This window comes from Exiguobacterium sp. s192 (assembly GCF_018618795.1).
GTDB lineage: Bacteria > Bacillota > Bacilli > Exiguobacteriales > Exiguobacteriaceae > Exiguobacterium_A > Exiguobacterium_A undae.
In genome coordinates this window covers 1-23363 of record NZ_JACSMS010000014.1, presented here as the reverse complement: position 1 = coordinate 23363, position 23363 = coordinate 1, and the positions used below count along the sequence as shown (strand labels likewise).

The window sequence follows — 23363 nt, the reverse complement described above, 5'->3', positions numbered from 1 at the left end:
CTCCCTTTCGCTTATTCCTCTTCAGTAACAACTGGTGCGACAGGCGCTTGAACTTCTTCGAGTGCTGGAGTCGCGTTCGGGATGTTGTCCTCGTCGTCGTCTTTCATTTCGATCTCTTCATCTTCGGCAGACATCATCTTAACATCCATACCCAGTGATTGAAGCTCTTTAATGAGGACTCGGAACGATTCCGGTACGCCCGGTTGTGGTACGTTTTCACCTTTAACAATCGCTTCATATGCTTTGACACGACCGATTGTATCATCCGACTTGATTGTCAGGATCTCTTGGAGCGTATAAGCGGCACCATATGCTTCCAGTGCCCATACTTCCATCTCACCGAAACGCTGTCCACCGAACTGGGCTTTACCACCGAGCGGCTGCTGCGTAACGAGTGAGTAAGGACCCGTCGAACGTGCGTGAAGTTTATCATCGACCATGTGGGCGAGTTTGATCATATACATGACACCGACCGAGATACGGTTGTCGAAGGCTTCACCAGAACGTCCATCATAGAGGATGGTTTTGGCGTCGCGATCCATACCGGCTTCTTCAATCGTTGCCCAAACATCTTCCTCACGCGCACCATCGAATACTGGTGATGCGACTTTGATTCCGAGTTGGCGTGCAGCCATACCAAGGTGAAGCTCGAGCAACTGCCCGATGTTCATCCGTGATGGTACACCAAGTGGGTTCAACATGATGTCGATTGGTGTGCCGTCTGGCATGTACGGCATGTCTTCTTCTGGCAAGATACGTGAGATAACACCTTTGTTACCGTGACGTCCTGCCATTTTATCTCCTTCGTGAATCTTACGCTTCTGAACGATGTACGCACGGATCAACTGGTTGACACCAGGTGACAGTTCGTCGCCGTTATCACGATCGAAGATTTTCACGTCAAGGATGATACCGTCGCCGCCGTGTGGTACACGGAGTGATGTATCACGGACTTCACGTGCTTTTTCACCGAAGATTGCATGAAGCAAGCGTTCTTCAGCTGTCAATTCCGTTACGCCCTTAGGTGTAACTTTACCGACCAAGATATCCCCGTCTTTAACTTCAGCACCGACACGGATGATTCCGCGGTCGTCGAGGTTTTTCAGGGCGTCGTCGCCGACGTTCGGAATGTCACGAGTGATCTCTTCCGGTCCGAGTTTTGTATCACGCGACTCACACTCATATTCCTCAATGTGGATCGACGTGTAGACATCGTCTTTCACGAGACGTTCGCTCATGATGACGGCATCCTCGTAGTTGTAACCATCCCATGTCATGAAACCGACGAGTACGTTACGACCAAGCGCAAGTTCCCCACCGTCCATCGATGGACCATCTGCAAGAATCTCGCCTTTGTCGACTGGATCGCCTGCTTTGATGATTGGTTTTTGGTTATAGCACGTTCCTTGGTTGGAACGGATGAATTTTTGAATCTTGTAACGATCGAGTTCACCTTGAACGATGTTGCCATCGACTTCCGTCGTACGACGGACAAGGATTTCACGTGCCGTTACACGCTCAGCGATACCTGAGTGTTTTGCAACAACCGCAGCACCTGAGTCTTTCGCAGACACGTACTCCATTCCTGTTCCGACAATCGGTGATTCCGGATCGAGAAGTGGGACGGCCTGACGTTGCATGTTTGCTCCCATGAGGGCACGGTTCGAGTCATCGTTCTCTAAGAACGGGATACATGCCGTCGCTGCCGAAACAACCTGTTTCGGTGATACGTCCATGTAATCGACACGAGGTGGTTCGACAGACAAGTTTTGTCCACGGAAACGTGATAAGACGTGTGTATCTTGGAACGTCTTCTCTTCCGTCAACAACATGTTTGCCTGCGCGACGACGTAGAGATCTTCTTCGTCTGCCGTCATGTAGTGGATTTCATTCGTGACGACACCCGTTTCCGGATCGACACGACGGTATGGTGCTTCAATGAAACCATACTCATTGACCTTCGCGAACGAAGACAGTGAGTTGATCAGCCCGATGTTCGGACCCTCAGGCGTTTCGATTGGACACATACGGGAATAATGCGAGTAGTGAACATCTCGGACTTCGAAGCCGGCACGCTCACGTGTAAGACCACCGGGTCCAAGTGCAGAGAGACGGCGTTTGTGCGTCAACTCGGCAAGCGGGTTCGTTTGGTCCATGAACTGTGACAACTGCGAGCTACCGAAGAACTCTTTAATCGATGCGATAACCGGACGAATGTTGATCAATGCCTGTGGCGTGATCGCGTTCTGATCCTGAATCGACATCCGCTCCTTAACGACACGCTCCATACGAGAAAGCCCGATCCGGAACTGGTTTTGGAGCAATTCACCGACTGAACGGAGACGACGGTTACCAAGATGGTCGATATCGTCTGTTGTTCCAACTTCATGCAACAAGTTGAAGAAGTAGTTGATAGCAGAAATCATGTCAGCAGGCGTAATATGCTTGATGTCACGATCGATGTTACCGTTACCGATGATATTGATGATGCGTTCACCTTCAGCATCGTCCGGTGCGAACACCTTGATCGACTGCAAGTTGAAGGCTTCGCCTTGTGTTACGCCGCCAGTTGGCGTCGCTTCGATATAACCGACAGATCCTTCAAGGAATGGCAGAACCTTATCGAGCATACGACGATCAAGGACTGTTCCTTCTTCTGCGATTACTTCACCTGTTTCCGGATCCACAAGCGTTTCCGCAAGTTTCTGTCCGAACAGACGATTCTTCAAATGAAGTTTTTTATTGATTTTATAACGACCAACGTTTGCCAAATCATAACGTTTCGGGTCAAAGAACCGTGACACGAGAAGTGCTTTCGCATTTTCGACAGTCGGTGGCTCTCCCGGACGCAGACGCTCATAAATCTCAATGAGGGCTTTTTCCGTTGTTTCTGTATTATCTTTTTCAAGGGAGTTGCGGAGGTATTCATCATCTCCAAGGAGATCGATGATTTCCTGATCCGTGCCGAAACCAAGAGCACGTAAAAGAACCGTTACTGGAATCTTACGCGTGCGGTCGATTCGGACATATACGATATCCTTCGCATCTGTCTCAAGTTCGAGCCATGCTCCACGGTTCGGGATGACCGTTGCCGAAAATCCACGTTTACCGTTCTTATCTAACTTATTGTTGTAATACACACTTGGCGAACGAACAAGCTGAGAAACGATGACTCGTTCCGCACCATTAATAATGAATGTTCCCGACTCCGTCATAAGCGGGAAGTCACCCATGAAGACTTCTTGTTCCTTCAATTCACCCGTCTCTTTGTTTTGAAGACGGACTTTTACGCGTAGTGGTGCCGAATAGGTCACATCGCGCTCTTTTGATTCATCAATCGAATACTTCGGCTCTCCGAGCGAGTAGTCGATGAATTCTAATACGAGATTTCCAGTGAAGTCGGAAATCGGCGAGATATCATGAAACATCTCACGAAGACCTTCCCGCAGGAACCATTCGTATGAATTCGTTTGAATCTCAATAAGATTTGGAAGTTCTAATACTTCGCTGATACGTGCATAGCTTCTTCTCTGACGGTGACGACCGTACTGAACAAGTTGACCAGTCAACTGATTCACCTCTCAGACCCAGTTCTTCTTCTAGAGAAGGACGGGTGTAATATCGAACATTGAAGCCATTTTTTGACCGATAAGCGCAAAAAAGCGACGTCTTGTCTACTCAATCATCTGTAGTCGAGAACGCCAGCTGCTTCAAACTGCTTATCCAAAAATCACTCCAATGGCATTTTATAATACTATCATAGACATTAGACAAGGTCAACGACAAATCACTCGATTTGTCAAGACCGAATTGATTTAAATATCGAGTACCCTTTATCCCGGGTAACGGTTTCACATGAACCAAAGACTTCTTCCATCAGTTTTTTCGCTGACGGTCCGCCTTGTTTTTTCTGAATGACGACCCATAAGGCACCGCCGATTTCCAAATGATCATACGCTTCCCGTAAAATTCGGTGAACTACAGTTTTTCCTGCGCGAATCGGTGGATTCGTCACGATCGCTGCAAACGTCTGATCAACCACGCCAGCGTATCCGTCACTTACACCGGTCGTCACGGAAACACCATTCGCACGTGCATTGTCAGCAGCAAGCTCAAGCGCCCGCTCGTTTACATCCACTAAGACTACTTCTCGTCCGGTCGTCTTCGCAAGCGAAATACCCATCGGACCGTATCCGCAACCAACATCAAGAATTGCTCCAGTTACGTCTGGTTCGACAAAAGCTTCTATCAAAAGACGTGAACCAAAATCAACGCCACCTTTTGAAAAGACACCATGATCAGATGTAAAACGGAATGTTTCACCACGTAATACAAACTCCCACGACTTCGGATCCCGTTTCGAGGAGGGATCATTTGTGTAATAATGATCGGCCATGTTTCCTTCCCCTCTCTGCATTAAAGTTGAAAACAAAAGAAGCCCGCAAAGCGAGCTTCTTTTGTTTTACGTGAAGAAGAAAATTACTTAACTTCTACGCTTGCGCCAGCTTCTTCAAGCTTAGCTTTGATTGCGTCAGCGTCTTCTTTCGAAACGCCTTCTTTAACTGGAGCTGGAGTTCCGTCAACGAGTGCTTTCGCTTCTTTAAGACCGAGGCCTGTCAATTCGCGAACTGCTTTGATGACGTTGATTTTACCAGAACCTGCGCTAGTAAGGATTACGTCGAATTCAGTTTGCTCTTCAGCTGCTGCTGCGCCTGCACCTGCTGCTGCTACTGGAGCTGCTGCTGATACGCCGAATTCTTCTTCGATTGTTTTTACGAGTTCGTTAAGTTCAAGAACAGTCATGCCCTTGAGGTCTTCGATAAATTGCTCTTTGTTGAAAGCCATTATGGTTTTCCTCCTTTGATTTAGCCCACGTTGGGGTTTGAAAAATTGTGTGTTTGCCTATCCCGCTAAGCGGACATTAAGCAGATTGTTCTTCTTTTTGCTCTGCAATTGCGTTCGTTGCCACCGCAAGACCACGGATTGGCGCTTGAAGCACGCTGAGAAGCATCGAAAGGAGACCTTCGCGTGATGGAAGTTCCGCAAGGGCTTTGACATCTTCTACTGAAGTGACTTTGCCTTCGATGATACCACCTTTAAGCTCAAGAGCTTTGTGTTCTTTCGAGAAGTTGTTTAAGATCTTAGCTGGAGCGATAACGTCTTCATTGCTGAAGGCGATCGCAGTAGGACCTGTAAAGACTTCCTCAAGACCTTCAAGATTGCTTTGAACTGCTGCACGGCGGAGGAGACCGTTTTTGTAAACTTTGAATTCAACACCCGCTTCGCGGAGTTGTTTACGAAGTTCAGTTACTTCGTCTACTGTGAGACCACGGTAGTCGACGACGATCGTTCCAGCACTCGCTTGCATTTTCTCAGCGATCTCAGATACGAGATCCGCTTTGACAGCGATAACTTTTTCGTTTGCCATTTCTGTTGCACCTCCTGGTAAATGGAATGTACCGGCGCGAGGGGCTGCTCGATTTCAAATAAAAAGCCTCCGTCTGCGAAGCAGAGGAGGCGTAATCGTCAAAAAGGATACCTGAACAAACAGGCTCTCTGAGCAAGAACACCTCGGAAGGGTTTATGCTCAATCGATGAGCACCTTCTGTCTACGGTATGTCGAATATATCAACGTTTTATACTGTAACAGCGTTCTTAGAACGTTGTCAAGTTCGTTTTAGACGAAATTATTTCGCGAAGTCAGCTGAAGATACTTTTACACCAGGACCCATTGTTGAAGCGATCGCGATGTTCTTAAGGTAGATACCTTTAGCAGTAGCAGGCTTAACTTTAACGAGTGTTTCGATGACTGTGTTGATGTTCTCAACAAGTTTCGTGTCATCAAATGATTTTTTACCGACAGGAACGTGGATGTTACCTGATTTGTCGACACGGTACTCAACTTTACCAGCTTTGATATCGTTGATTGCTTTTGTGACGTCAAATGTAACTGTTCCTGTTTTCGGGTTAGGCATGAGGCCTTTAGGTCCGAGAACACGACCGAGTTTACCAACTTCACCCATCATGTCAGGTGTCGCAACGATAACATCGAAGTCGAACCATCCTTGTTGGATTTTAGTGATGTACTCAGAATCACCAGCGAAGTCTGCTCCAGCAGCTTCCGCTTCTTTCAATTTCTCACCTTTAGCAAAGACGAGAACTTTTTGTGTTTTACCAGTACCGTGTGGCAATACGACTGCTCCACGGATTTGTTGATCTGCTTTCTTCGGATCGACTCCGAGACGAACAGCAAGTTCGATTGTTTCATCGAATTTCGCAGTTGCAGACTTTTTAGTCAAGTCTACCGCTTCAGCGAGTTCGTATGAAACCGTACGATCGATAAGTTTAGCAGCTTCTTTATACTTCTTACCCATTTTAGGTTCCTCCTTTGTGGTTGTGCGGAAAATCCTCCCACATAATGAAAGGGTAGCAAGGCTTCAAGTAACTATCCGCCTGCGACCCTCATCGTTGTTCATTGCAATCAAAAGACTCAGTCTTCGATTACGATACCCATAGAACGTGCAGTACCTTCAACCATCAACATCGCTGTTTCAACAGATGCTGCGTTGAGGTCTGGCATTTTCGTTTCAGCGATTTCGCGAACTTTGTCACGTTTGACAGTCGCTACTTTCTTACGGTTAGGCTCGCCTGAACCGCTCTCGATTCCAGCTGCTTTCTTCAAGAGAACTGCTGCTGGTGGAGTTTTAGTAATAAACGTAAATGAACGATCTTCAAAAACCGTGATGACTACAGGAATAATCAAGCCGGCTTGGTCTTGTGTACGAGCGTTGAACTCTTTACAGAAGCCCATGATGTTCACACCTGCTTGACCGAGTGCCGGTCCAACTGGTGGAGCTGGGTTTGCTTTGCCCGCAGGAATTTGAAGTTTAACTAGTTTCATAACCTTCTTCGCCACGAGACACACCTCCTTAATTCTTTAATGTGGTTTAATTGGACGTTGCGCGTCCTCCCACTCATTCTATTCGACGAGTAATTTATCGAAATAAGCACAACATCAAACAGGAAAAATTGTACCATTAAAACAAAAGTTTCGCAATAGGAAACTTAATCTATTTTCTCAACCTGTGAGAAATCAAGCTCCACTTTTGTTTCACGACCGAACATATCGACAGAAACCTTCATTTTTTCCGTTTCCGTGTCGAGCTCTTCAACCGTTCCTTCTAAGTTCTCAAACGCACCTTCTTTGATCCGAACAATTTGTCCCATTGTAAAGTCGTAACGACTCTTCATATCGACAAGTCCCATTGATCCAAGAATGTTTTCTGCTTCTTCAGGAAGAAGTGGTGTCGGCTTTGAACCGCCGCCGACCGAACCAAGGAATCCTGTGACGTTCGGCGTGTTACGGACGACATACCAAGAATCATCCGTCATGACCATTTCCACGAGGACATACCCCGGGAATATCTTGATTTCACGTTCCTTGATTTTCGTCTCGCCTTTTTTATTTGTTACTTCTTCCTGTACCGTTTCGATCGGAACGAGTACACGGAAGATTTTCTCGTCCATGTTCATAGACTCGATCCGACGCTCAAGGTTCGCCTTGACGTTGTTTTCGAATCCAGAGTACGTTTGGACAACAAACCACTGCTTATCCATGGTACGTCACCTCTTCTTTTTACTTAATCAACCAACTCATGAATGCGCTGAGCCCAGAATCGACACCAAAGATGAAGACACCCATGAAAATGACCATACCGATTACGGTCAGTGTATACTTCGTCAGTTCTTTTCGTTTTGGCCAGCTCGTCTTTTTCAGTTCATTCCATACGTCACGCAAAAATTTCATCGTACTTTCCCTCCAGGATGTATTAAATCGGGACAGATGAAGCCTTATTTCGCTTCTTTATGAATCGTATGCGCGTTACAGCGGCGACAGAACTTTTTCAGTTCCAAGCGGATGCTGACATCCTCTTTTTTCATCGTCGTGTAGTCGCGGGCACCGCAAATATCACAAGCAAGGCCTACTTTCTTAGCCATCTCAAAAGACCTCCTTCTTTGCCACTCTTTCTCTTTGCGAAAAGAAGTCTCTCTCCAAAAAAGAGCGTAAAAAAAAACGCCTATGAGCGGCGTCTCGCTAGTAAGGCGCTATTTATACAGTAGCACACCCGGATTCAGTGGTCAATCCACCTCTCGATCATACTGTCAGTTTCCGCGCCTCGAGGTACCGTTCCAGTTTCTTCTTGACGCGTTGCAACGCATTATCGATCGATTTCACATGGCGGTCTAGATCATCCGAGATTTCCTGATACGTTCTACCGTCCAAGTAAAGGGCCAGGACTTTTCGTTCCAGATCACTTAAAATCTCATCCATCTTACTTTCAATATCGGCATACTCTTCCCGGTTGACGATCAGAATTTGCGGATCAGACGGCGCCGTCGACGTGATGATATCGAGTAACGTCCGTTCCGATTCGTCATCGTAAATCGGTTTATCCAGCGAGATGTACGAATTAAGCGGAATATGTTTTTGACGTGTCGCCGTTTTGATGGCTGTGATCATCTGTCGTGTAATGCAGAGTTCGGCAAATCCTTTAAAAGAAGCTAGTTTATCGGTTCGATAATCCCGGACCGCTTTATACAGTCCGATCATTCCTTCTTGAATGATATCTTCACGGTCAGCTCCGATTAAAAAGTAGGACCGTGCCTTAGCACGTACGAAGTTGCGATACCGCTCGATCAGAAATTCGAGCGCATCACTGTTGTCAAATACCTTCGCTTGTTCCACAAGCGCCTCATCGGTCATGCACTCAAACTGGTCGAACGAAACCAAACTCATCCTTCATCCCTCCAAGCTTCTCTAGCAAACTAATCGATTGTTTCTAATTATACAATAATTTCCTATCGTACGACAATGAAAATTGGCATGACCTCTTTTTCCCTGAACGGTCAAGTGAAGTTTCAGCAGACATGACGATTAAAAAAAAGCAGGATCCACGACTGTATCGTGAACCCCGCTTGTCCGAATATTTTATGAATCTGAATTTTTACGCCGCCGGATTTCTTCCAGACGTTCGATGACATCCGCCGGCATATCGATTGTCGACCGCGGTTTTTTGCTAGTCTTCGACATCGTCGTCTGTCCCCGGATGACGACGACAGCCGCCTTCCAGTCCCGGCGTAACTCCTGTGCCGAAATCCGCAACGCACCCAGTGTGAAAATGACCCATTGCTCCGTGAAGTCGTTTGTCGCAACGGTCAGTTTAACCCGGATGTCCTGCAACCATTCCGCTGCTGTTTTTTCAATCCATTCATCCGCCGTTTCGTTTTCACGTGTATAGATGACTTCGATCCCGCTTTTCTTAATCCGGGACTCTCGTCCCGGTTGCAAGTAGGCATCAAACACAATCGTCACACTGATTCCTGTGACAGCTTGGTACTCGGCCATCGCATCGACCAATCGTTCCCGTGCTAATTCAAAATCCTGCTCCCGCAATGTCCGGAATTCCGGCCATGCGCCAATGATATTGTAGCCATCAACGATCAGACGGTCGTATTTCATCGCGAATACGGCTTTCTCGTCCGGTAGACCTCATACAACAATAACGAGGCTGCGACCGATGCATTGAGTGATGTAACGTGTCCTGCCATCGGGAGATGCACGAGGAAATCGCATTTTTCGCGGACGAGTCGACTCATCCCTTTACCTTCGCTGCCGATGACGATCCCAAGTGGCATCGTCCCGTCAAGCGTCCGGTAATCGTCACTTTCGCGTGCATCCGTTCCGACAAACCAGATGCCTTTTTTCTTCAAGTCTTCCATCGTCCGGGTCAAGTTCGTCACACGGACGACCGGAATGTGTTCGATTGCCCCTGTTGAGGCTTTGGCGACGACTTGTGTCAATCCGACCGACCGGCGTTTCGGAATGATGATCCCGTGGGCACCGACGGCGTCAGCCGTCCGGAGAATCGATCCGAGGTTATGTGGATCTTCAAGTTCGTCGAGCAAAATCATCAACGGCGTTTCGTCTTTCTTCTCTGCGAGCGCGAAGATATCATCGAGTTCCGCATATTCGTAGGCAGCAACGGCAGCAACGACACCTTGGTGGTTGTCACTGCCTGTCAGCCCGTGTAATTTCGAACGCGGAACGATTTGTGTCTGGACACCGGCTTCTTTCGCCATCGCATGGATGACGGCAAGTGGTCCCTTCTGCTGTCCTTCTTGGATAAAGAGCTTGTTCATCTCACGACCTGTCCGCAATGCTTCAAGGACCGGATTACGTCCGTATAAGAAATCCTGTCCTTCCTCAAGCGGCTCGATCACGATGGAATCTTCTTGTTTTGGTTCGACCTTCTTCTGTTTCGTTTTTTCGCCGTGCGACTTTTCGTTTTTTGGTTTCCGCGACGGGTGAACCGATTTATTTTCCGTCCGCTGCTTCGGCTTCGAGTAATTCGAACGCTTGTCCGATGAGTTCTTCAAGACGATCTCCTCCTTCTGAAAGATAGACATATCCTAACAAGGCTTCAAATGCCGTCGCATAACGGTACGTATGGACATCCGTGCTTTTAGGGACGGATCCAGACTTCGCATTTTTTCCTCGACGGACAACAGCTTGTTCTTCTTCTGTCAATGTATTTTCGTTTAACCAATGCGTCACGACAAAGGCTTGGGCTTGCGCACGAACATAACGAATGGCGGCTTGATGCAACTCACCCGGTTTGACGAATCCTTGATCAAGCAACCGTTCCCGGACATGCATCTCATAGACGACGTCGCCCATATAAGCGAGCGCCAACGCATTTAATTGTTTGTAGTTCTTCATCCGCGCTTCCACCGCATCCCTTGTGCTGTATCCTCAAGCAAGATGCCTTGATCACGCAGTTGATCACGGATCGCATCCGCCCGGGCGAAGTCACGTTCTTTTCGTGCTGTGTCACGATCACGAATCAGCTGTTCGACTTCTTCATCGAGTAATCCTTTGTCGACCGTCAACGTCACACCGAGGACCGTTGATAATTCTTGGAAGACCGCTAAGAATTGTTCGAGGACTTCCGTTGCGACTTGGTCCTCGCCAAGATAAAGGTTCGCTTCTTTTGATAAATCAAACAAATCCGTCACAGCATTGGCTGTATTGAAATCATCATCCATCGATGTAATGAAATGTTGTTTGATTTCCTCGATCCGCTTCAACCATTTTTCGTTTGCTGTTCCAAGGTTCGCGGTCATTGCCAAACGGTGTTCGACGTTTGCGACCGATTCCCGGATCCGGGCCAAACCATTTGCCGCCTGATCGATCAATTCACGGCTGTAGTTGATCGGATGACGGTATTGGACCGACAACATGAAGAAACGTAAGACCATCGGATCGACCGCTTGAATCGCTTCGTGGACCGTCAGGAAGTTACCGAGGGATTTTGACATCTTTTCATTTTCAATGTTGAGGAATCCGTTGTGCATCCAGTAATTCGCGAACTTTTGCGAATTGCAGGCCTCCGACTGGGCAATCTCATTCTCATGGTGGGGGAACTTCAAGTCCTGTCCGCCCGCGTGAATATCAATCGTGTCGCCGAGATACTTTTTCGCCATCGCCGAGCACTCGATGTGCCAGCCGGGACGCCCTTCTCCCCATGGACTTGTCCAAGCCGGTTCGCCCGGTTTCGCTGCTTTCCATAACACGAAATCAAGGGGATCTTCTTTTTTCTCGCCGACTTCAATCCGGGCACCGGACCGGAGCTCATCAATCGACTGTTGGCTCAATTGTCCGTAATCTTTGAAACTGCGTGTCCGGAAATAGACGTCTCCACTCGAGGCATAGGCATTTCCTTTTTCAACGAGCACTTCGATGAAGGCGATGATGTCGTCCATCGTTTCCGTGACAAGCGGGTGGATGTCTGCCTTTTGAACGTTCAAGGCACCTGTGTCCGCGTGGTAAGCGTCGATGAATCGTTTCGTCAAGGCATGGTAGTCTTCACCGAGTTCGTTTGCTGTGCGGATGATTTTATCATCCACATCCGTAAAGTTCGACACGTATTTGACGTCATAACCGCGATACGTGAAGTAGCGGCGGACCGTATCAAACACGATTGCCGGACGGGCATTTCCAATATGGATGTAATTGTAGACGGTCGGACCGCAGACATACATCTTGACCTTTCCCTCTTCTAACGGTTTAAATGGTTCCTTTTTTCCGGTCATGCTGTTGTACAGTTGTATCATGGCGGCGTCCTCCTTTTATTCGTTCAATTTCACGTTTTAACCGATCCAGTTCCAGCTCGATTCGTTCCTGGCATTCGCTGACGGGATCCGGGAGTTGATGATCAAGCGGGGCATTGACCTTGATGCCGTCTTGAATGACGACTCGTCCGGGAATACCGACGACTGTCGCATTCGCCGGAACATCCTTTAACACAACGGAACTCGCACCGATTTTTGAAGAGTCACCAATTGTAATATCACCCAGTACACGTGCTCCAGCAGAAACCAGCACCCCATTGCCGAGTGTCGGATGCCGTTTTCCGGTTTCTTTCCCCGTCCCTCCAAGTGTCACACCTTGAAAGATCGTCACATCGTCGCCGATGATGGCTGTTTCGCCAATGACGACTCCCATACCGTGATCGATGAAGAAACGCCGGCCGATCGTCGCACCGGGATGGATTTCGATTCCCGTGATGAAACGACTGAATTGCGACAGCATCCGGGCAGCCAGATGCAGATTCATCTTCCACATACGATGAGCCAGCCGGTGCATCCAGACCGCATGCAGTCCGGGATAGGTCAACACCACTTCCATCGCACTCCGGGCAGCTGGATCCTGCTTAAATACATTTCGGATATCTTCACGCATCCGTGTCATGTTTGTTCTCCTCTCCATAAGAAAAAGCGCCTCCGTGCATCGCTGCACAGAGACGCTAATCAGCGCGGTCCCACTCTGTTTGGATGAACGGGTCATCCCTCTCCGGTCCGTTAACGCCGGAGATACGTCTACGCCTACTCTCACTGATTTCGGGTAGCACTCAGAGGGGCATTTCGCGAACGCGTCCGTTCAAGCTCTCTCACCGTTCAAGCTTGTCTCTGTACAACAGACATCGTCACTACTTTCCTCATCTACGCTTTATTTATGCGTCCAGACGCGCAAGTACGCGGTCTTTTCCTAATAGTTGAATCGTGTTTGGAAGCTCTGGTCCGTGTGTTTGTCCGGTCGTTGCGACACGGATCGGCATGAACAGATTTTTCCCTTTTTGTCCGGTTGCTTTTTGAGTCGCTTTGATGGCGCCTTTGATGGCTTCCGGTGTCCATTCCTCAAGCGTCCGCAACTGTGCTGCGAATTCACTCAAGACAGCAGGAACCGTTTCTCCTGCCAAGACAGTGTTTGCCTCTTCATCATACACCAGTTCATCCTCAAAAAACATCTCTGAAAGCTCAACAATTTCCGCACCGTGTGTCATTTGTTCGCGGTACAGTCCAACCAAGTTTTGCGCCCAAACGAGTTCTTCTTCCGTCGGCTCACTCGAGACACGTCCTGCTTCTTGTAAGAACGGCAGGCTCGCTTCGAATACTTCTTCAAACGATTGGTGTTTCATGTATTGACCGTTGATCCACGCAAGTTTTTGTTGGTCAAAGACAGCCGGACTCTTCGATAGACGAGACGCATCAAAGATTTCGATGAACTCCTCTTTCGTAAAGATTTCCTGTTCGCCAACCGGTGACCATCCGAGCAACGTCACGAAGTTGAGTAACGCTTCCGGCAGGTAACCGAGGTCTTTGTACTGCTCGATGTATTGAATGATCGATTGATCACGTTTCGACAGTTTTTTGTGTTCTTCGTTGACGATCAATGTCATGTGACCGAATGTCGGGTACTCCCAACCAAACGCATCATAAATCATCATCTGTTTTGGTGTGTTCGAAATATGGTCGTCTCCGCGGAGAACATGACTGATCGCCATCAAGTGGTCATCGATGACAACAGCGAAGTTGTATGTCGGGATCCCGTCTTTTTTGACGATGACCCAGTCTCCGAAGTCTTTTGATTCAAACGAGACGTCTTCTTTGACGATGTCATTCCATGTATACGTGACCGCTTCCGGGACACGGATCCGAATCGATGGCGTCCGGCCTTCTGCCACAAACGCCTCTTCTTGTTCCGGTGTCAGGTTGCGGTGTGCACCCGAATAACGGGGTGCTTCGCCGCGGGCAATCTGGGCTTCCCGCTCTGCTTCGAGTTCTTCTGAAGTCATGTAGCACCGGTATGCGAGACCTTTTTCAAGCAACTCGTCCGTATACTTCTTGTACAGATCCAGTCGTTCCATTTGGAAATAAGGACCGTACTCCCCACCGCGACCCGGACCTTCGTCCCAGTCGATGCCGAGCCATTCCAGATACTTCATCTGACTTTCAACACCACCATCGATGTTTCGCTTCTGATCCGTATCCTCAATTCGTAAAATCATCTTGCCGCCTGCGTGTCGTGCAAACAGGTAGTTGAACAATGCTGTTCGTGCGTTCCCGATATGAAGGTGTCCCGTTGGACTTGGTGCATAACGTACACGTACTTCTGCCATTACCGATCCACTCCTTTAGTCTAAAATTCGCTTACCTAGTATACCTTATTCTTCGATTCGTTTCAGCAAAATCACAGCCTGACACGCGATTCCTTCTTCCCGTCCCGTAAAGCCGAGCCATTCCGTCGTCGTTGCCTTGACGTTAATCTGCTCGATATCCGCTTCAAGCAATTCCGCAATCCGGGCCCGGATTGTGTCAATGTACGGACGTAACTTCGGCGCCTGTGCGATGACGGTTGCATCGAGATTACCAAGCTCGTACCCCTCGGCTTTGACAAGCGCATAGACATGTTGCAACAACTTCGCCGAGTCCGCGTCCTTGAATTCCGGATCCGTATCCGGGAAATGTTTCCCGATGTCACCGGCTGCGATGGCCCCGAGTGCCGCGTCCGCAATCGTATGTAACAACACGTCCGCATCCGAGTGACCAAGCAATCCTTTGGTATGTGGAATCTCGATCCCACCTAAAATCAGTTTCCGATCCTCTGCAAATGCATGTACATCAAAACCTTGTCCAATTCGAATCATCATCATTTCCCTCGTTTCGTTAAAATCGCTTCACCAAACAATAAGTCGTCCGGTGTCGTCACTTTAATGTTCTCGTATTGTCCGGTGACCCAGGTCACCGTTCCTCCGTCCCATTCTATCAAACTTGCGTCATCCGTACCTAAAAATTCGGTTGCCGCTTTTTCGTGAACGGTCCGAATTACTTCCAGCTGAAAAGCTTGCGGTGTTTGGGCTGCCATCAACTCATCACGGGGTACTGTCTCGACGATCGCATCATGTTGAATCCGTTTGACTGTATCCTTGATCGGAACCGCAAGAACGGCGGCTCCCGTCGTCGCAGCAGCATGGACGACCCGCTGGATCGCATCAACCGTCACGAATGGTCGTGCCCCGTCATGAATCAAAACGATTCCCGGTTCTGTGATGACTTCCAGTCCACGCTGGACACTTTCCTGACGTTCACGTCCACCCGAAACGAGACGAATCGGTGTTTCATACTGTGCCGTCATGTCTTCAAACCAGATCTGTTCGACCGGATTGATGGCTAAAATGATTTCAAGACACGCCGGATCCTGCTCAAAGACATCGAGTGTCCATTCGATGATCGACCGGTCCCGTAATGTCAGCATCAACTTGTTTCGATCCGCTCCCATCCGTTTTCCTGCTCCGGCAGCCGGAATGACGATCCGGTATGTATGTTCTTTCATCTAGTTCCCTCTTTTCGCATAAGTAAAGACTGCCAAAACAGATTTGGCAGCCCGCTGTTTATTTTTCTTGTGGTTTCGCAAAAATCATCCGACCTGCAGACGTTTGCAAAACACTTGTCACGACGACACCAATCGTCTTCGAAATCAAATGTTTTCCCTCTTCGACGACGACCATCGTCCCGTCCTCGAGGTACGCAATTCCCTGTTTTTGCTCTTTTCCTTCTTTGATGACAAGGACCGTCATCTCTTCACCCGGAATCACCACTTGTTTGACGGCATTCGCCAAATCGTTGATGTTCAAGACCGGTACATTCCGGACTTCACAGACCTTATTTAAGTTGTAATCGTTGGTGACGACGATCCCTTTGATCAGTTCGGCAAGCTTAATCAACTTGATGTCAACTTCCGGTACATCTTCAAAATCACCGTCATAAATTTCAACTTCCATCCCGGGAATCGACTGCAATTCCTTGAGGACATCCAGCCCGCGGCGTCCACGATTCCGCTTCAGTGTATCGGATGAGTCGGCGATATACTGCAACTCACCGATGACGAATTGAGGGACAATCAATTTGCCTTCCACGAACCCGGTTTTGGCGATATCCGTGATCCGACCGTCGATGATGACACTCGTATCGAGTACTTTACTGTTCGATTTTGCAACGACGACGGGTTCTGCCGCCGCTTTTTTCTCAGCTTGATTGTTGTTGTTGCGCAAGAAGACTTTTGTCAGCTCATGACGCTTCCGGTAACCGACGGTAAATCCGAGATAGCCGAACAATACTGCGACAATCATCGTTAACACGTTACTCAGTAAAGGAATACCGACAAGTTCAATCAACATACTGACGAGAAAGGCCATGACAAGACCAATCAATAGACCAAATGTGCCGAAAAACAAATCGGCGACAGGTGCTTTCACTAATTTTTCTTCTAAAAACCGGAGAAGTCGAATCACAGAATCCGTAATGAATAATCCAATTAATAAAAATATGAGTGCACCAATCGTTCCTGTTACGTATGTGGTCATCAACCATTCCGGGAAAGCCGTCTTCGTCGCTGCTTCAATCAGTTGAAATAATTCAGGAAGCAACAAGATACCAAGCGCAAGACCTAATAACGCAAAAAAGATCCTGATGACGATTTTCAATCTTCCCACCTCCTTCTATTATTTTAAGTTCATTGTAACATGTATTTATTTGAATCACCTACGGCTTAAGATGGGGAAACTGTTTACAATTCTTTAACACCTTCCCCATCTTTTACCGCAGTTGAAACCGCTTAAAACGGAATTGTCTCACGTAAGGCTTCATCGACACTTTCAACACCGATCACCGTGATGCCGGGAGGATAGGTCCAACCCCCGAGGTTGTTTTTCGGAATGATCGCCCGTGTGAAACCGAGCTTGGCTGCTTCGGCGACACGTTGTTCAATCCGTGACACCCGTCTGACTTCTCCTGTCAAACCAACTTCGCCAATGACGACGTCAGTCGGACGTGTCGGTTTATCACGGAAACTTGAGGCGACGGCAACACAAATCGCTAAATCGATCGCCGGTTCATCCAATTTGACGCCACCCGCTGCTTTGAGATAGGCATCCTGGGTTTGAAGCAACAAGCCGGACCGTTTTTCCAGAACCGCCATCAATAAGGCGACTTTATTTTGATCGATGCCTGTCGCCATACGGCGTGGATTGCCAAATGAGGTCGGTGAAATCAACGCCTGTAACTCAACGAGGACTGTTCGGGTCCCTTCCATCGAGGCGACGATTGTCGATCCGGAAACACCGGACGTCCGTTCTTCGAGGAAAATCTCCGACGGATTCAAGACTTCTTCGAGTCCCGATTCCCGCATTTCAAAAATGCCGATCTCATTGGTTGAACCAAACCGGTTTTTGACGGCACGTAAAATCCGGAACGTATGATGACGTTCTCCTTCAAAATACAATACGGCATCAACCATGTGCTCGAGCAAACGGGGACCCGCAATCGAACCTTGTTTCGTCACATGACCGACGATAAAGATGGCGATTCCGCGGCTCTTCGCGATTTTCATCAGCATCGCTGTACATTCCCGGACTTGCGTGACGCTGCCCGGCGCCGACTGAATCTCATCGATATACACCGTCTGAATCGAGTCAATGATTAAAAAGCCCGGGTTTTCTTCATCCACGACCCGTTCGATCATGTTCATATCGGTTTCACTTAACACGAACAAATCCTGTGTCGGTAATCCAAGTCGTTCAGCTCGTAATTTCGTTTGTTTCAGTGATTCTTCTCCTGAAATATAGAGCACCTTTTCGCCCCGTTGTGCGAGACGGGCACTTGTCTGGAGTAATATCGTCGATTTCCCGATTCCGGGATCTCCTCCGACCAGTACCATCGATCCGGGAACGATTCCCCCACCGAGCACACGGTCAAACTCACTGCTTCCGGTAAAGACGCGGCTTTCTTCCTGCGAAACGATATTCGACAAACGTTCCGGTTTTAATTGCTTTGTCGTCGTATGCACAAAAGCAGAACCACGACGGGCTTTTTTCTCTTCTACGACTTCTTCGACCATCGTGTTCCATTCGCCACAGCCCGAACAACGGCCCATCCATTTTGGAGATTCCGTTCCACAACTTTGGCAGACAAATTTCGTCTTCAGTTTAGCCAATCGATTCATCCTTTCTCTTTATCAAGAAAAAAATCCAGCTTTCGCCTCATACTTGCGAAAGCTGGACCCTGTTGATCACTTATTCTCAGTCGTTGCTGGTTCAGCTTGATGACGACGGACGATAAATTCACCGTTCTCGACATCAAGTGCCACGCGTTCACCTTTTTGGATGTCTCCCGCAAGCAATGCTTCCGACAAACGATCCTCCGCTTCCCGTTGAAGCGCTCGGCGAATCGGACGGGCTCCGTATTCCGGATCGTATCCGACATCTGCGATTTTCGAGAGGGCTGCTGGTGTCAACTCGAAATGCACCTGTTGTTCAGCAAGTCGTTGTTCCAGTGTTTTCGCCATCAACTTCACGATTTCTTCGATGTGTTTTTTCTCAAGTGAGTGGAAGACGATGGTTTCGTCAATCCGGTTCAAGAATTCAGGGCGGAAAGCTTTTTTGAGCTCATCCATGACTTTGCCCTTCATGTCTTTGTACTCACGATCCGTATCATCCGAGACGGCAAATCCAACGTATTTATTGCGTTTAAGGGCACTTGCCCCGACGTTCGATGTCATGACGATGATCGTATTTCGGAAGTCGACCGTCCGACCTTTTGAATCCGTCAAACGACCGTCATCAAGCACTTGAAGTAAGATGTTGAAGACTTCAGGGTGTGCTTTTTCGATTTCATCCAGCAAGATGACAGAGTATGGTTTCCGGCGTACTTTTTCTGTTAACTGACCGCCTTCTTCATATCCGACATATCCTGGAGGAGAACCGACCAAACGGCTTGTTGCATGTTTCTCCATGTACTCGGACATATCGATTCGGATGATGGCATCCTCGTCACCAAACATGGCTTCTGCGACTGCTCGTGCCAGTTCCGTCTTACCAACACCAGTTGGACCGAGGAAGATGAACGAACCGATCGGACGTTTTGGATCTTTTAGTCCTGCCCGCGCACGGCGGATGGCTTTTGAAATCGATTTGACGGCTTCGTCTTGACCGATGACACGTCCATGCAGAATTTCTTCGAGACGTAATAAACGATCCGTTTCTTCTTCTGCGATTTTCGTGACCGGAACACCTGTCCAGTTGGCGACGACTTGTGCGATATCATCTTTTGTCACTTCTAGTTTTTCATTGCCTTGCTTGTTCTGCCATTCTTCTTTCAAACGTTCCAATTCATCCCGTAATTTTTGTTCCGTATCACGGAGACTGGCTGCTTTTTCGAATTCCTGGCTTTGAACCGCTTCATCTTTGTCTTTACGAATGCCTTCAAGCTTCGCTTCGACTTCTTTTAAGTTTGGTGGTGCCGTGTAAGAACGTAAACGGACTTTTGAAGCCGCTTCGTCGATCAAATCGATCGCTTTATCCGGTAGGAAACGATCTGAGATATAACGGTCCGAAAGTGTTACAGCTTCTTGGATCGCTTCATCTGTGATGGTAACACGGTGGTGGGCTTCATAACGGTCACGAAGACCAAACAAGATTTGTGTTGCTTCATCCGTTGTCGGCTCAGCGACTTGGATCGGTTGGAAACGACGTTCGAGTGCCGCATCTTTTTCGATGTATTTCCGGTACTCATCCAGTGTCGTTGCCCCGATACATTGGAGTTCACCACGAGCAAGTGACGGCTTGAGGATGTTCGAGGCATCAATCGCCCCTTCCGCTCCACCGGCACCGATTAACGTGTGCAACTCATCGATGAAGAGAATGATGTTTCCAGCCTGGCGAATCTCGTCCATGACTTTTTTCAAACGATCTTCAAACTCACCACGGTACTTCGTTCCCGCAACGAGTGTCCCCATATCGAGTACCATGACGCGTTTATTCCGTAACGTCTCCGGCACTTCGTTATTGATGATTTGTTGGGCAAGCCCTTCAACGACTGCTGTTTTACCAACACCCGGTTCCCCGATTAACACGGGATTGTTTTTTGTCCGACGACTTAAGACTTCAATGACCCGTTGGATTTCTTTGGCACGACCGATGACTGGGTCAAGACGTGTCTCACGTGCTTGTTGCGTCAAATCACGCGCCAGACCATCAAGCGTTGGAGTTGCGACACCTGAGCCGGCTTGTGAAGCGTTTGCTGTCGTTTCGCTGTTCCCAAGCAACTGAAGTACTTGTTGACGGGCTTTTGAAAGGCTGATCCCGAGGTTATTCAAGACACGTGCTGCGACACCTTCTCCTTCACGGATCAAACCGAGTAAGAGGTGTTCGGTTCCGACGTAAGAGTGACCGAGTTTACGGGCCTCATCCATCGAAAGTTCGATGACTTTTTTCGCACGTGGTGTATAGTGAATCGTTGTCGCGCCATCTTGGCCGCGACCAATTAAAGCTTCGACTTCCATTTGAATCTTATCTGAACTGAGTCCGAGTGCTGTTAAGGCTTTTGCCGCAATCCCGTCTCCTTCACGTACAAGTCCGAGTAAAATATGTTCTGTCCCGATATTATGGTGACCAAGACGTACCGCTTCTTCTTGTGCAAGTGCGAGTACGCGTTGAGCACGTTCTGTGAATCGTCCAAACATCATTACGCAAAACCTCCTTGTGTGTGATCCCTGTTTGTCTGTTCGGTTAACATCTCACGAATGACTGTCGCTCGTTCGATGTCCCGTTCTCTTGATGTTAATTGTTTCCCGAAATGCTTTTGTAGAAAACCTGTTTGTAGTGATACAAGTAAATGATGGAACAAGTTTGGCGGCAAAGTGACGGCCAACCCTAGGCTGTCTGCCAGACGGACATCGGATAAGCGTTCGGTTGCTTCCCGTGCCGTAATCAAACGTGCCGATTTTAAGATACCGTACGACCGATAAAGTCGGTCTTCTAGTTCTTCTTGATACATCTCCAATAATCCTTTTCTTGCAGCCTGTTCTGCTTCAATTAATGCTTCGACGGCAAATTGATAATCAGTAATCAGCATGTCTTCACTGGCTCCAAGCGTCCGTTGATTCGACAGTTGGAACATTCTTCCCGAGGCGTCGCTTCCTTCGCCATACCGTCCACGAATCGCAAAACCCAGTTGCCGCAGGTGTTTGATATACCCTTGGATCTGATTCGTCAGGACAAGTCCAGGTAGATGTAACATCACAGAAGCCCGCAAGCCTGTCCCGACGTTACTCGGGCACGTCGTCAGATAACCGAGTGTATCGTCAAAGGCGATTTTAAACCGTTCACTGATTAAACGATCCACTTGTTTGGCCACGCGGAATGCTTCTTCTAATTGCAATCCCGGTAAAAGCGTCTGAATCCGGAAATGATCTTCCTCATTCACCATGACACTGATCTGTTCATCTTCACTGACGAAAAGGCCGGTCCGTGGATGTGTCGCAAGAGCAGGACTGATTAAATGCTTTTCTACTAAAGCAGTTCTTGTCAACGCATCGACTTGATCGACCCGTCCGAACTGAAATCCTTTTAAACCGGACAATTGACGTTCCGTTTCGTTGATCAAAGCATTGGCTTGATCTTCTGTCATTCGGGTCGAGAACGGATAATGGGTGACGTTTCGCGCCAATCGAATCCGTGTTGAGACGACGATATCATCGTACGGAGCTTGTTGATCCATCTTTTCACTGAGAGGCCGCGTCAATAATTGTTCAAACATGGCGCAAATCCTCCTCGACGTTCAAAATTTGCTGTTTGATGAGTTCGGCTTCCTCATAGTCTTCCGATAAAATCTTGCGGTTCAACTGTTCTTTGAGTCGACTTAACTGCTGGGATAAGCGTCTTTCAACCGACTCTTCTTCCGGACGTGATCCATAATGCTTTGTATGACCGTGTTGAAACTGACGAATCATCCCATCTACTTCTTCTTTAAAAAACGAATAGCATGTCGCACACCCAACTTTTCGGACATGTAAAACTTGTTGACGTGTCATTCCACACGAAGGACAAGCGGTTTCTTGATAGGCTTTTGCCAACTCTTTTACGCATACGGAACAGAGTATCTGTTCCGTTCCCTCTTGATCTTGTGGAAGTTTGACACGGACGACGGCTTCTCGTTCACCACACCGTTGACAACGCATACTCATTCCTCCCGCGTCAAAGTCGCTTAATGGTTTGCAGGACTGTCTGCATCAAGTGAGCCCGCATTCGACGTTGGTCTTCAAGCGCCATCGGCAAACTTTCCTTTTGTAACAACGATTGAATGACAATGGCTTCTCGTCGTGTTAAAAGTTGTTCATTCACCAATCGAATCAGATAATCTTCTGCTGCTTGTTGCGTCAAATCATTTCCAATCCATCGGCTCATCTCATCGAGCAGATCGTGGCTATCCAGAATCACAATCTTTTGAATCCGGATATACCCACCTCCACCACGCTTACTTTCGACGAAATATCCTTTTTCAATCGTAAAGCGGGTATTGATGACATAATTGATTTGTGAGGGTACACAATCAAAACGTTCAGCAATCTCTTGACGTTTGATTTCAATTTTTTTCTGGTCATGTAAAATCTGCTTTAAATAGGCTTCGATGATATCTGTGATGTTTTGCATGGGCACCACCTCTCTGACCATCTTTGACTATTATTTGATTTAATAGTAATCATCTTAAAAGTGAATTGCAAACATTTCGCCTTTTCATCCGGAGTACACAAAAAAACCGATCTGCAGATGCAGATCGGCTTTTTCAGTTGCCTGGCAACGTCCTATCCTCACAGGGGGAAGCCCCCAACTACTTTCGGCGTTCAAGTGCTTAACTTCCGTGTTCGGCATGGGAACGGGTGTGACCACTTGGCTATCGTCACCAGACGACAGGGCTCGCGCCCTCAAAACTGAAGTCATCAACAAGATCATCTGCTAGAACAAAGCCTCGACCGATTAGTATCACTCAGCTCCGCATGTCACCATGCTTCCACCCGTGACCTATCTACCTCATCGTCTCTGAGGGGTCTTTCTTGATTACTCAAAGGGAAATCTCATCTTGGAGGGGGCTTCATGCTTAGATGCTTTCAGCATTTATCCCGTCCGCAC

General features: G+C 48.0%; 24 protein-coding genes, 2 rRNA genes and 2 other annotated features. All 26 genes read right to left on the bottom strand.

What is annotated here, in order from left to right; all coding sequences use genetic code 11:
* Nucleotides 1–11: 11 nt before the first annotated feature.
* Nucleotides 12–3569, bottom strand: coding sequence for a DNA-directed RNA polymerase subunit beta (gene rpoB / locus KNP87_RS15450; protein ID WP_214722237.1), 3558 nt, complete (start codon nucleotides 3567–3569; stop codon nucleotides 12–14).
* Between the two features lie 230 nt (nucleotides 3570–3799).
* Entirely contained in the window at nucleotides 3800–4396 is a 597-nt protein-coding gene (locus KNP87_RS15445) for a class I SAM-dependent methyltransferase (RefSeq protein WP_214722231.1), read from the bottom strand.
* Between the two features lie 83 nt (nucleotides 4397–4479).
* Nucleotides 4480–4845 carry a 50S ribosomal protein L7/L12 gene (gene rplL, locus KNP87_RS15440; RefSeq protein WP_012368999.1) on the bottom strand — a complete coding sequence of 122 codons (366 nt, stop codon included), beginning with the start codon at nucleotides 4843–4845 and terminating at the stop codon, nucleotides 4480–4482.
* A gap of 76 nt (nucleotides 4846–4921) precedes the next feature.
* A complete protein-coding gene (gene rplJ / locus KNP87_RS15435; RefSeq protein WP_014969141.1) occupies nucleotides 4922–5428 on the bottom strand; it encodes a 50S ribosomal protein L10 in 507 nt (168 codons plus the stop codon).
* 50 nt (nucleotides 5429–5478) lie between these two features.
* Nucleotides 5479–5633: a sequence feature (ribosomal protein L10 leader region), on the bottom strand.
* A gap of 54 nt (nucleotides 5634–5687) precedes the next feature.
* The gene (gene rplA, locus KNP87_RS15430) at nucleotides 5688–6374 is read right to left on the bottom strand and encodes a 50S ribosomal protein L1 (RefSeq protein WP_026834309.1); all 687 of its coding nucleotides are present in this window, start codon (nucleotides 6372–6374) and stop codon (nucleotides 5688–5690) included.
* Nucleotides 6375–6490: 116 nt separating this feature from the next.
* Nucleotides 6491–6916: a 50S ribosomal protein L11 gene (gene rplK / locus KNP87_RS15425; protein ID WP_012368996.1), complete on the bottom strand. Its 426-nt coding sequence runs from the start codon at nucleotides 6914–6916 to the stop codon at nucleotides 6491–6493.
* Between the two features lie 149 nt (nucleotides 6917–7065).
* The gene (nusG, locus tag KNP87_RS15420; protein ID WP_014969139.1) at nucleotides 7066–7617 is read right to left on the bottom strand and encodes a transcription termination/antitermination protein NusG; all 552 of its coding nucleotides are present in this window, start codon (nucleotides 7615–7617) and stop codon (nucleotides 7066–7068) included.
* Between the two features lie 19 nt (nucleotides 7618–7636).
* The gene (secE, locus tag KNP87_RS15415) at nucleotides 7637–7807 is read right to left on the bottom strand and encodes a preprotein translocase subunit SecE (protein WP_012368994.1); all 171 of its coding nucleotides are present in this window, start codon (nucleotides 7805–7807) and stop codon (nucleotides 7637–7639) included.
* A gap of 44 nt (nucleotides 7808–7851) precedes the next feature.
* Nucleotides 7852–7998 carry a 50S ribosomal protein L33 gene (gene rpmG, locus KNP87_RS15410; RefSeq protein ID WP_012368993.1) on the bottom strand — a complete coding sequence of 49 codons (147 nt, stop codon included), beginning with the start codon at nucleotides 7996–7998 and terminating at the stop codon, nucleotides 7852–7854.
* Nucleotides 7999–8155: 157 nt separating this feature from the next.
* A complete protein-coding gene (gene sigH / locus KNP87_RS15405; RefSeq protein ID WP_214722230.1) occupies nucleotides 8156–8797 on the bottom strand; it encodes an RNA polymerase sporulation sigma factor SigH in 642 nt (213 codons plus the stop codon).
* A gap of 192 nt (nucleotides 8798–8989) precedes the next feature.
* Complete coding sequence (locus KNP87_RS15400) at nucleotides 8990–9520, bottom strand: NYN domain-containing protein (protein WP_026834312.1); 531 nt, start codon at nucleotides 9518–9520, stop codon at nucleotides 8990–8992.
* Nucleotides 9517–10281 carry a 23S rRNA (guanosine(2251)-2'-O)-methyltransferase RlmB gene (gene rlmB / locus KNP87_RS15395; RefSeq protein WP_026826906.1) on the bottom strand — a complete coding sequence of 255 codons (765 nt, stop codon included), beginning with the start codon at nucleotides 10279–10281 and terminating at the stop codon, nucleotides 9517–9519. Before rlmB ends, KNP87_RS15400 begins: the two co-directional genes overlap by 4 nt.
* A gap of 94 nt (nucleotides 10282–10375) precedes the next feature.
* Complete coding sequence (locus KNP87_RS15390) at nucleotides 10376–10780, bottom strand: Mini-ribonuclease 3 (RefSeq protein WP_026834313.1); 405 nt, start codon at nucleotides 10778–10780, stop codon at nucleotides 10376–10378.
* On the bottom strand, nucleotides 10777–12174 hold the full coding sequence (gene cysS, locus KNP87_RS15385; RefSeq protein WP_026834314.1) for a cysteine--tRNA ligase: 1398 nt from the start codon (nucleotides 12172–12174) through the stop codon (nucleotides 10777–10779). The genes KNP87_RS15390 and cysS overlap by 4 nt, the downstream gene beginning before the upstream one ends.
* Nucleotides 12128–12811, bottom strand: coding sequence for a serine O-acetyltransferase (gene cysE, locus KNP87_RS15380; protein WP_028107246.1), 684 nt, complete (start codon nucleotides 12809–12811; stop codon nucleotides 12128–12130). The genes cysS and cysE overlap by 47 nt, the downstream gene beginning before the upstream one ends.
* 45 nt (nucleotides 12812–12856) lie before the next feature.
* Nucleotides 12857–13074: a binding site (T-box leader), on the bottom strand.
* Nucleotides 13074–14519 carry a glutamate--tRNA ligase gene (gltX, locus tag KNP87_RS15375; RefSeq protein WP_214722229.1) on the bottom strand — a complete coding sequence of 482 codons (1446 nt, stop codon included), beginning with the start codon at nucleotides 14517–14519 and terminating at the stop codon, nucleotides 13074–13076. (Overlaps the previous feature by 1 nt.)
* 45 nt (nucleotides 14520–14564) lie before the next feature.
* On the bottom strand, nucleotides 14565–15047 hold the full coding sequence (gene ispF, locus KNP87_RS15370; protein ID WP_026834317.1) for a 2-C-methyl-D-erythritol 2,4-cyclodiphosphate synthase: 483 nt from the start codon (nucleotides 15045–15047) through the stop codon (nucleotides 14565–14567).
* Between the two features lie 2 nt (nucleotides 15048–15049).
* The gene (gene ispD / locus KNP87_RS15365; RefSeq protein WP_214722228.1) at nucleotides 15050–15733 is read right to left on the bottom strand and encodes a 2-C-methyl-D-erythritol 4-phosphate cytidylyltransferase; all 684 of its coding nucleotides are present in this window, start codon (nucleotides 15731–15733) and stop codon (nucleotides 15050–15052) included.
* 58 nt (nucleotides 15734–15791) lie between these two features.
* On the bottom strand, nucleotides 15792–16883 hold the full coding sequence (locus KNP87_RS15360) for a PIN/TRAM domain-containing protein (protein ID WP_214722227.1): 1092 nt from the start codon (nucleotides 16881–16883) through the stop codon (nucleotides 15792–15794).
* 131 nt (nucleotides 16884–17014) lie between these two features.
* Nucleotides 17015–18391 (bottom strand): DNA repair protein RadA, encoded by a 1377-nt coding sequence (radA, locus tag KNP87_RS15355; protein ID WP_026834320.1) that lies wholly within the window; start codon nucleotides 18389–18391, stop codon nucleotides 17015–17017.
* A gap of 75 nt (nucleotides 18392–18466) precedes the next feature.
* Nucleotides 18467–20920: an ATP-dependent protease ATP-binding subunit ClpC gene (clpC, locus tag KNP87_RS15350; protein WP_026834321.1), complete on the bottom strand. Its 2454-nt coding sequence runs from the start codon at nucleotides 20918–20920 to the stop codon at nucleotides 18467–18469.
* Complete coding sequence (locus tag KNP87_RS15345) at nucleotides 20920–21993, bottom strand: ATP--guanido phosphotransferase (protein WP_026834322.1); 1074 nt, start codon at nucleotides 21991–21993, stop codon at nucleotides 20920–20922. The genes clpC and KNP87_RS15345 overlap by 1 nt, the downstream gene beginning before the upstream one ends.
* On the bottom strand, nucleotides 21986–22414 hold the full coding sequence (locus KNP87_RS15340) for a hypothetical protein (RefSeq protein WP_026834323.1): 429 nt from the start codon (nucleotides 22412–22414) through the stop codon (nucleotides 21986–21988). Before KNP87_RS15340 ends, KNP87_RS15345 begins: the two co-directional genes overlap by 8 nt.
* Nucleotides 22415–22430: 16 nt before the next feature.
* Nucleotides 22431–22886: a CtsR family transcriptional regulator gene (locus tag KNP87_RS15335; protein ID WP_026834324.1), complete on the bottom strand. Its 456-nt coding sequence runs from the start codon at nucleotides 22884–22886 to the stop codon at nucleotides 22431–22433.
* 139 nt (nucleotides 22887–23025) lie between these two features.
* Nucleotides 23026–23141, bottom strand: a 5S ribosomal RNA gene (gene rrf / locus KNP87_RS15330).
* A 49-nt stretch (nucleotides 23142–23190) separates the two neighbouring features.
* Nucleotides 23191–23363 (bottom strand): 23S ribosomal RNA (locus tag KNP87_RS15325); the annotation flags it as partial.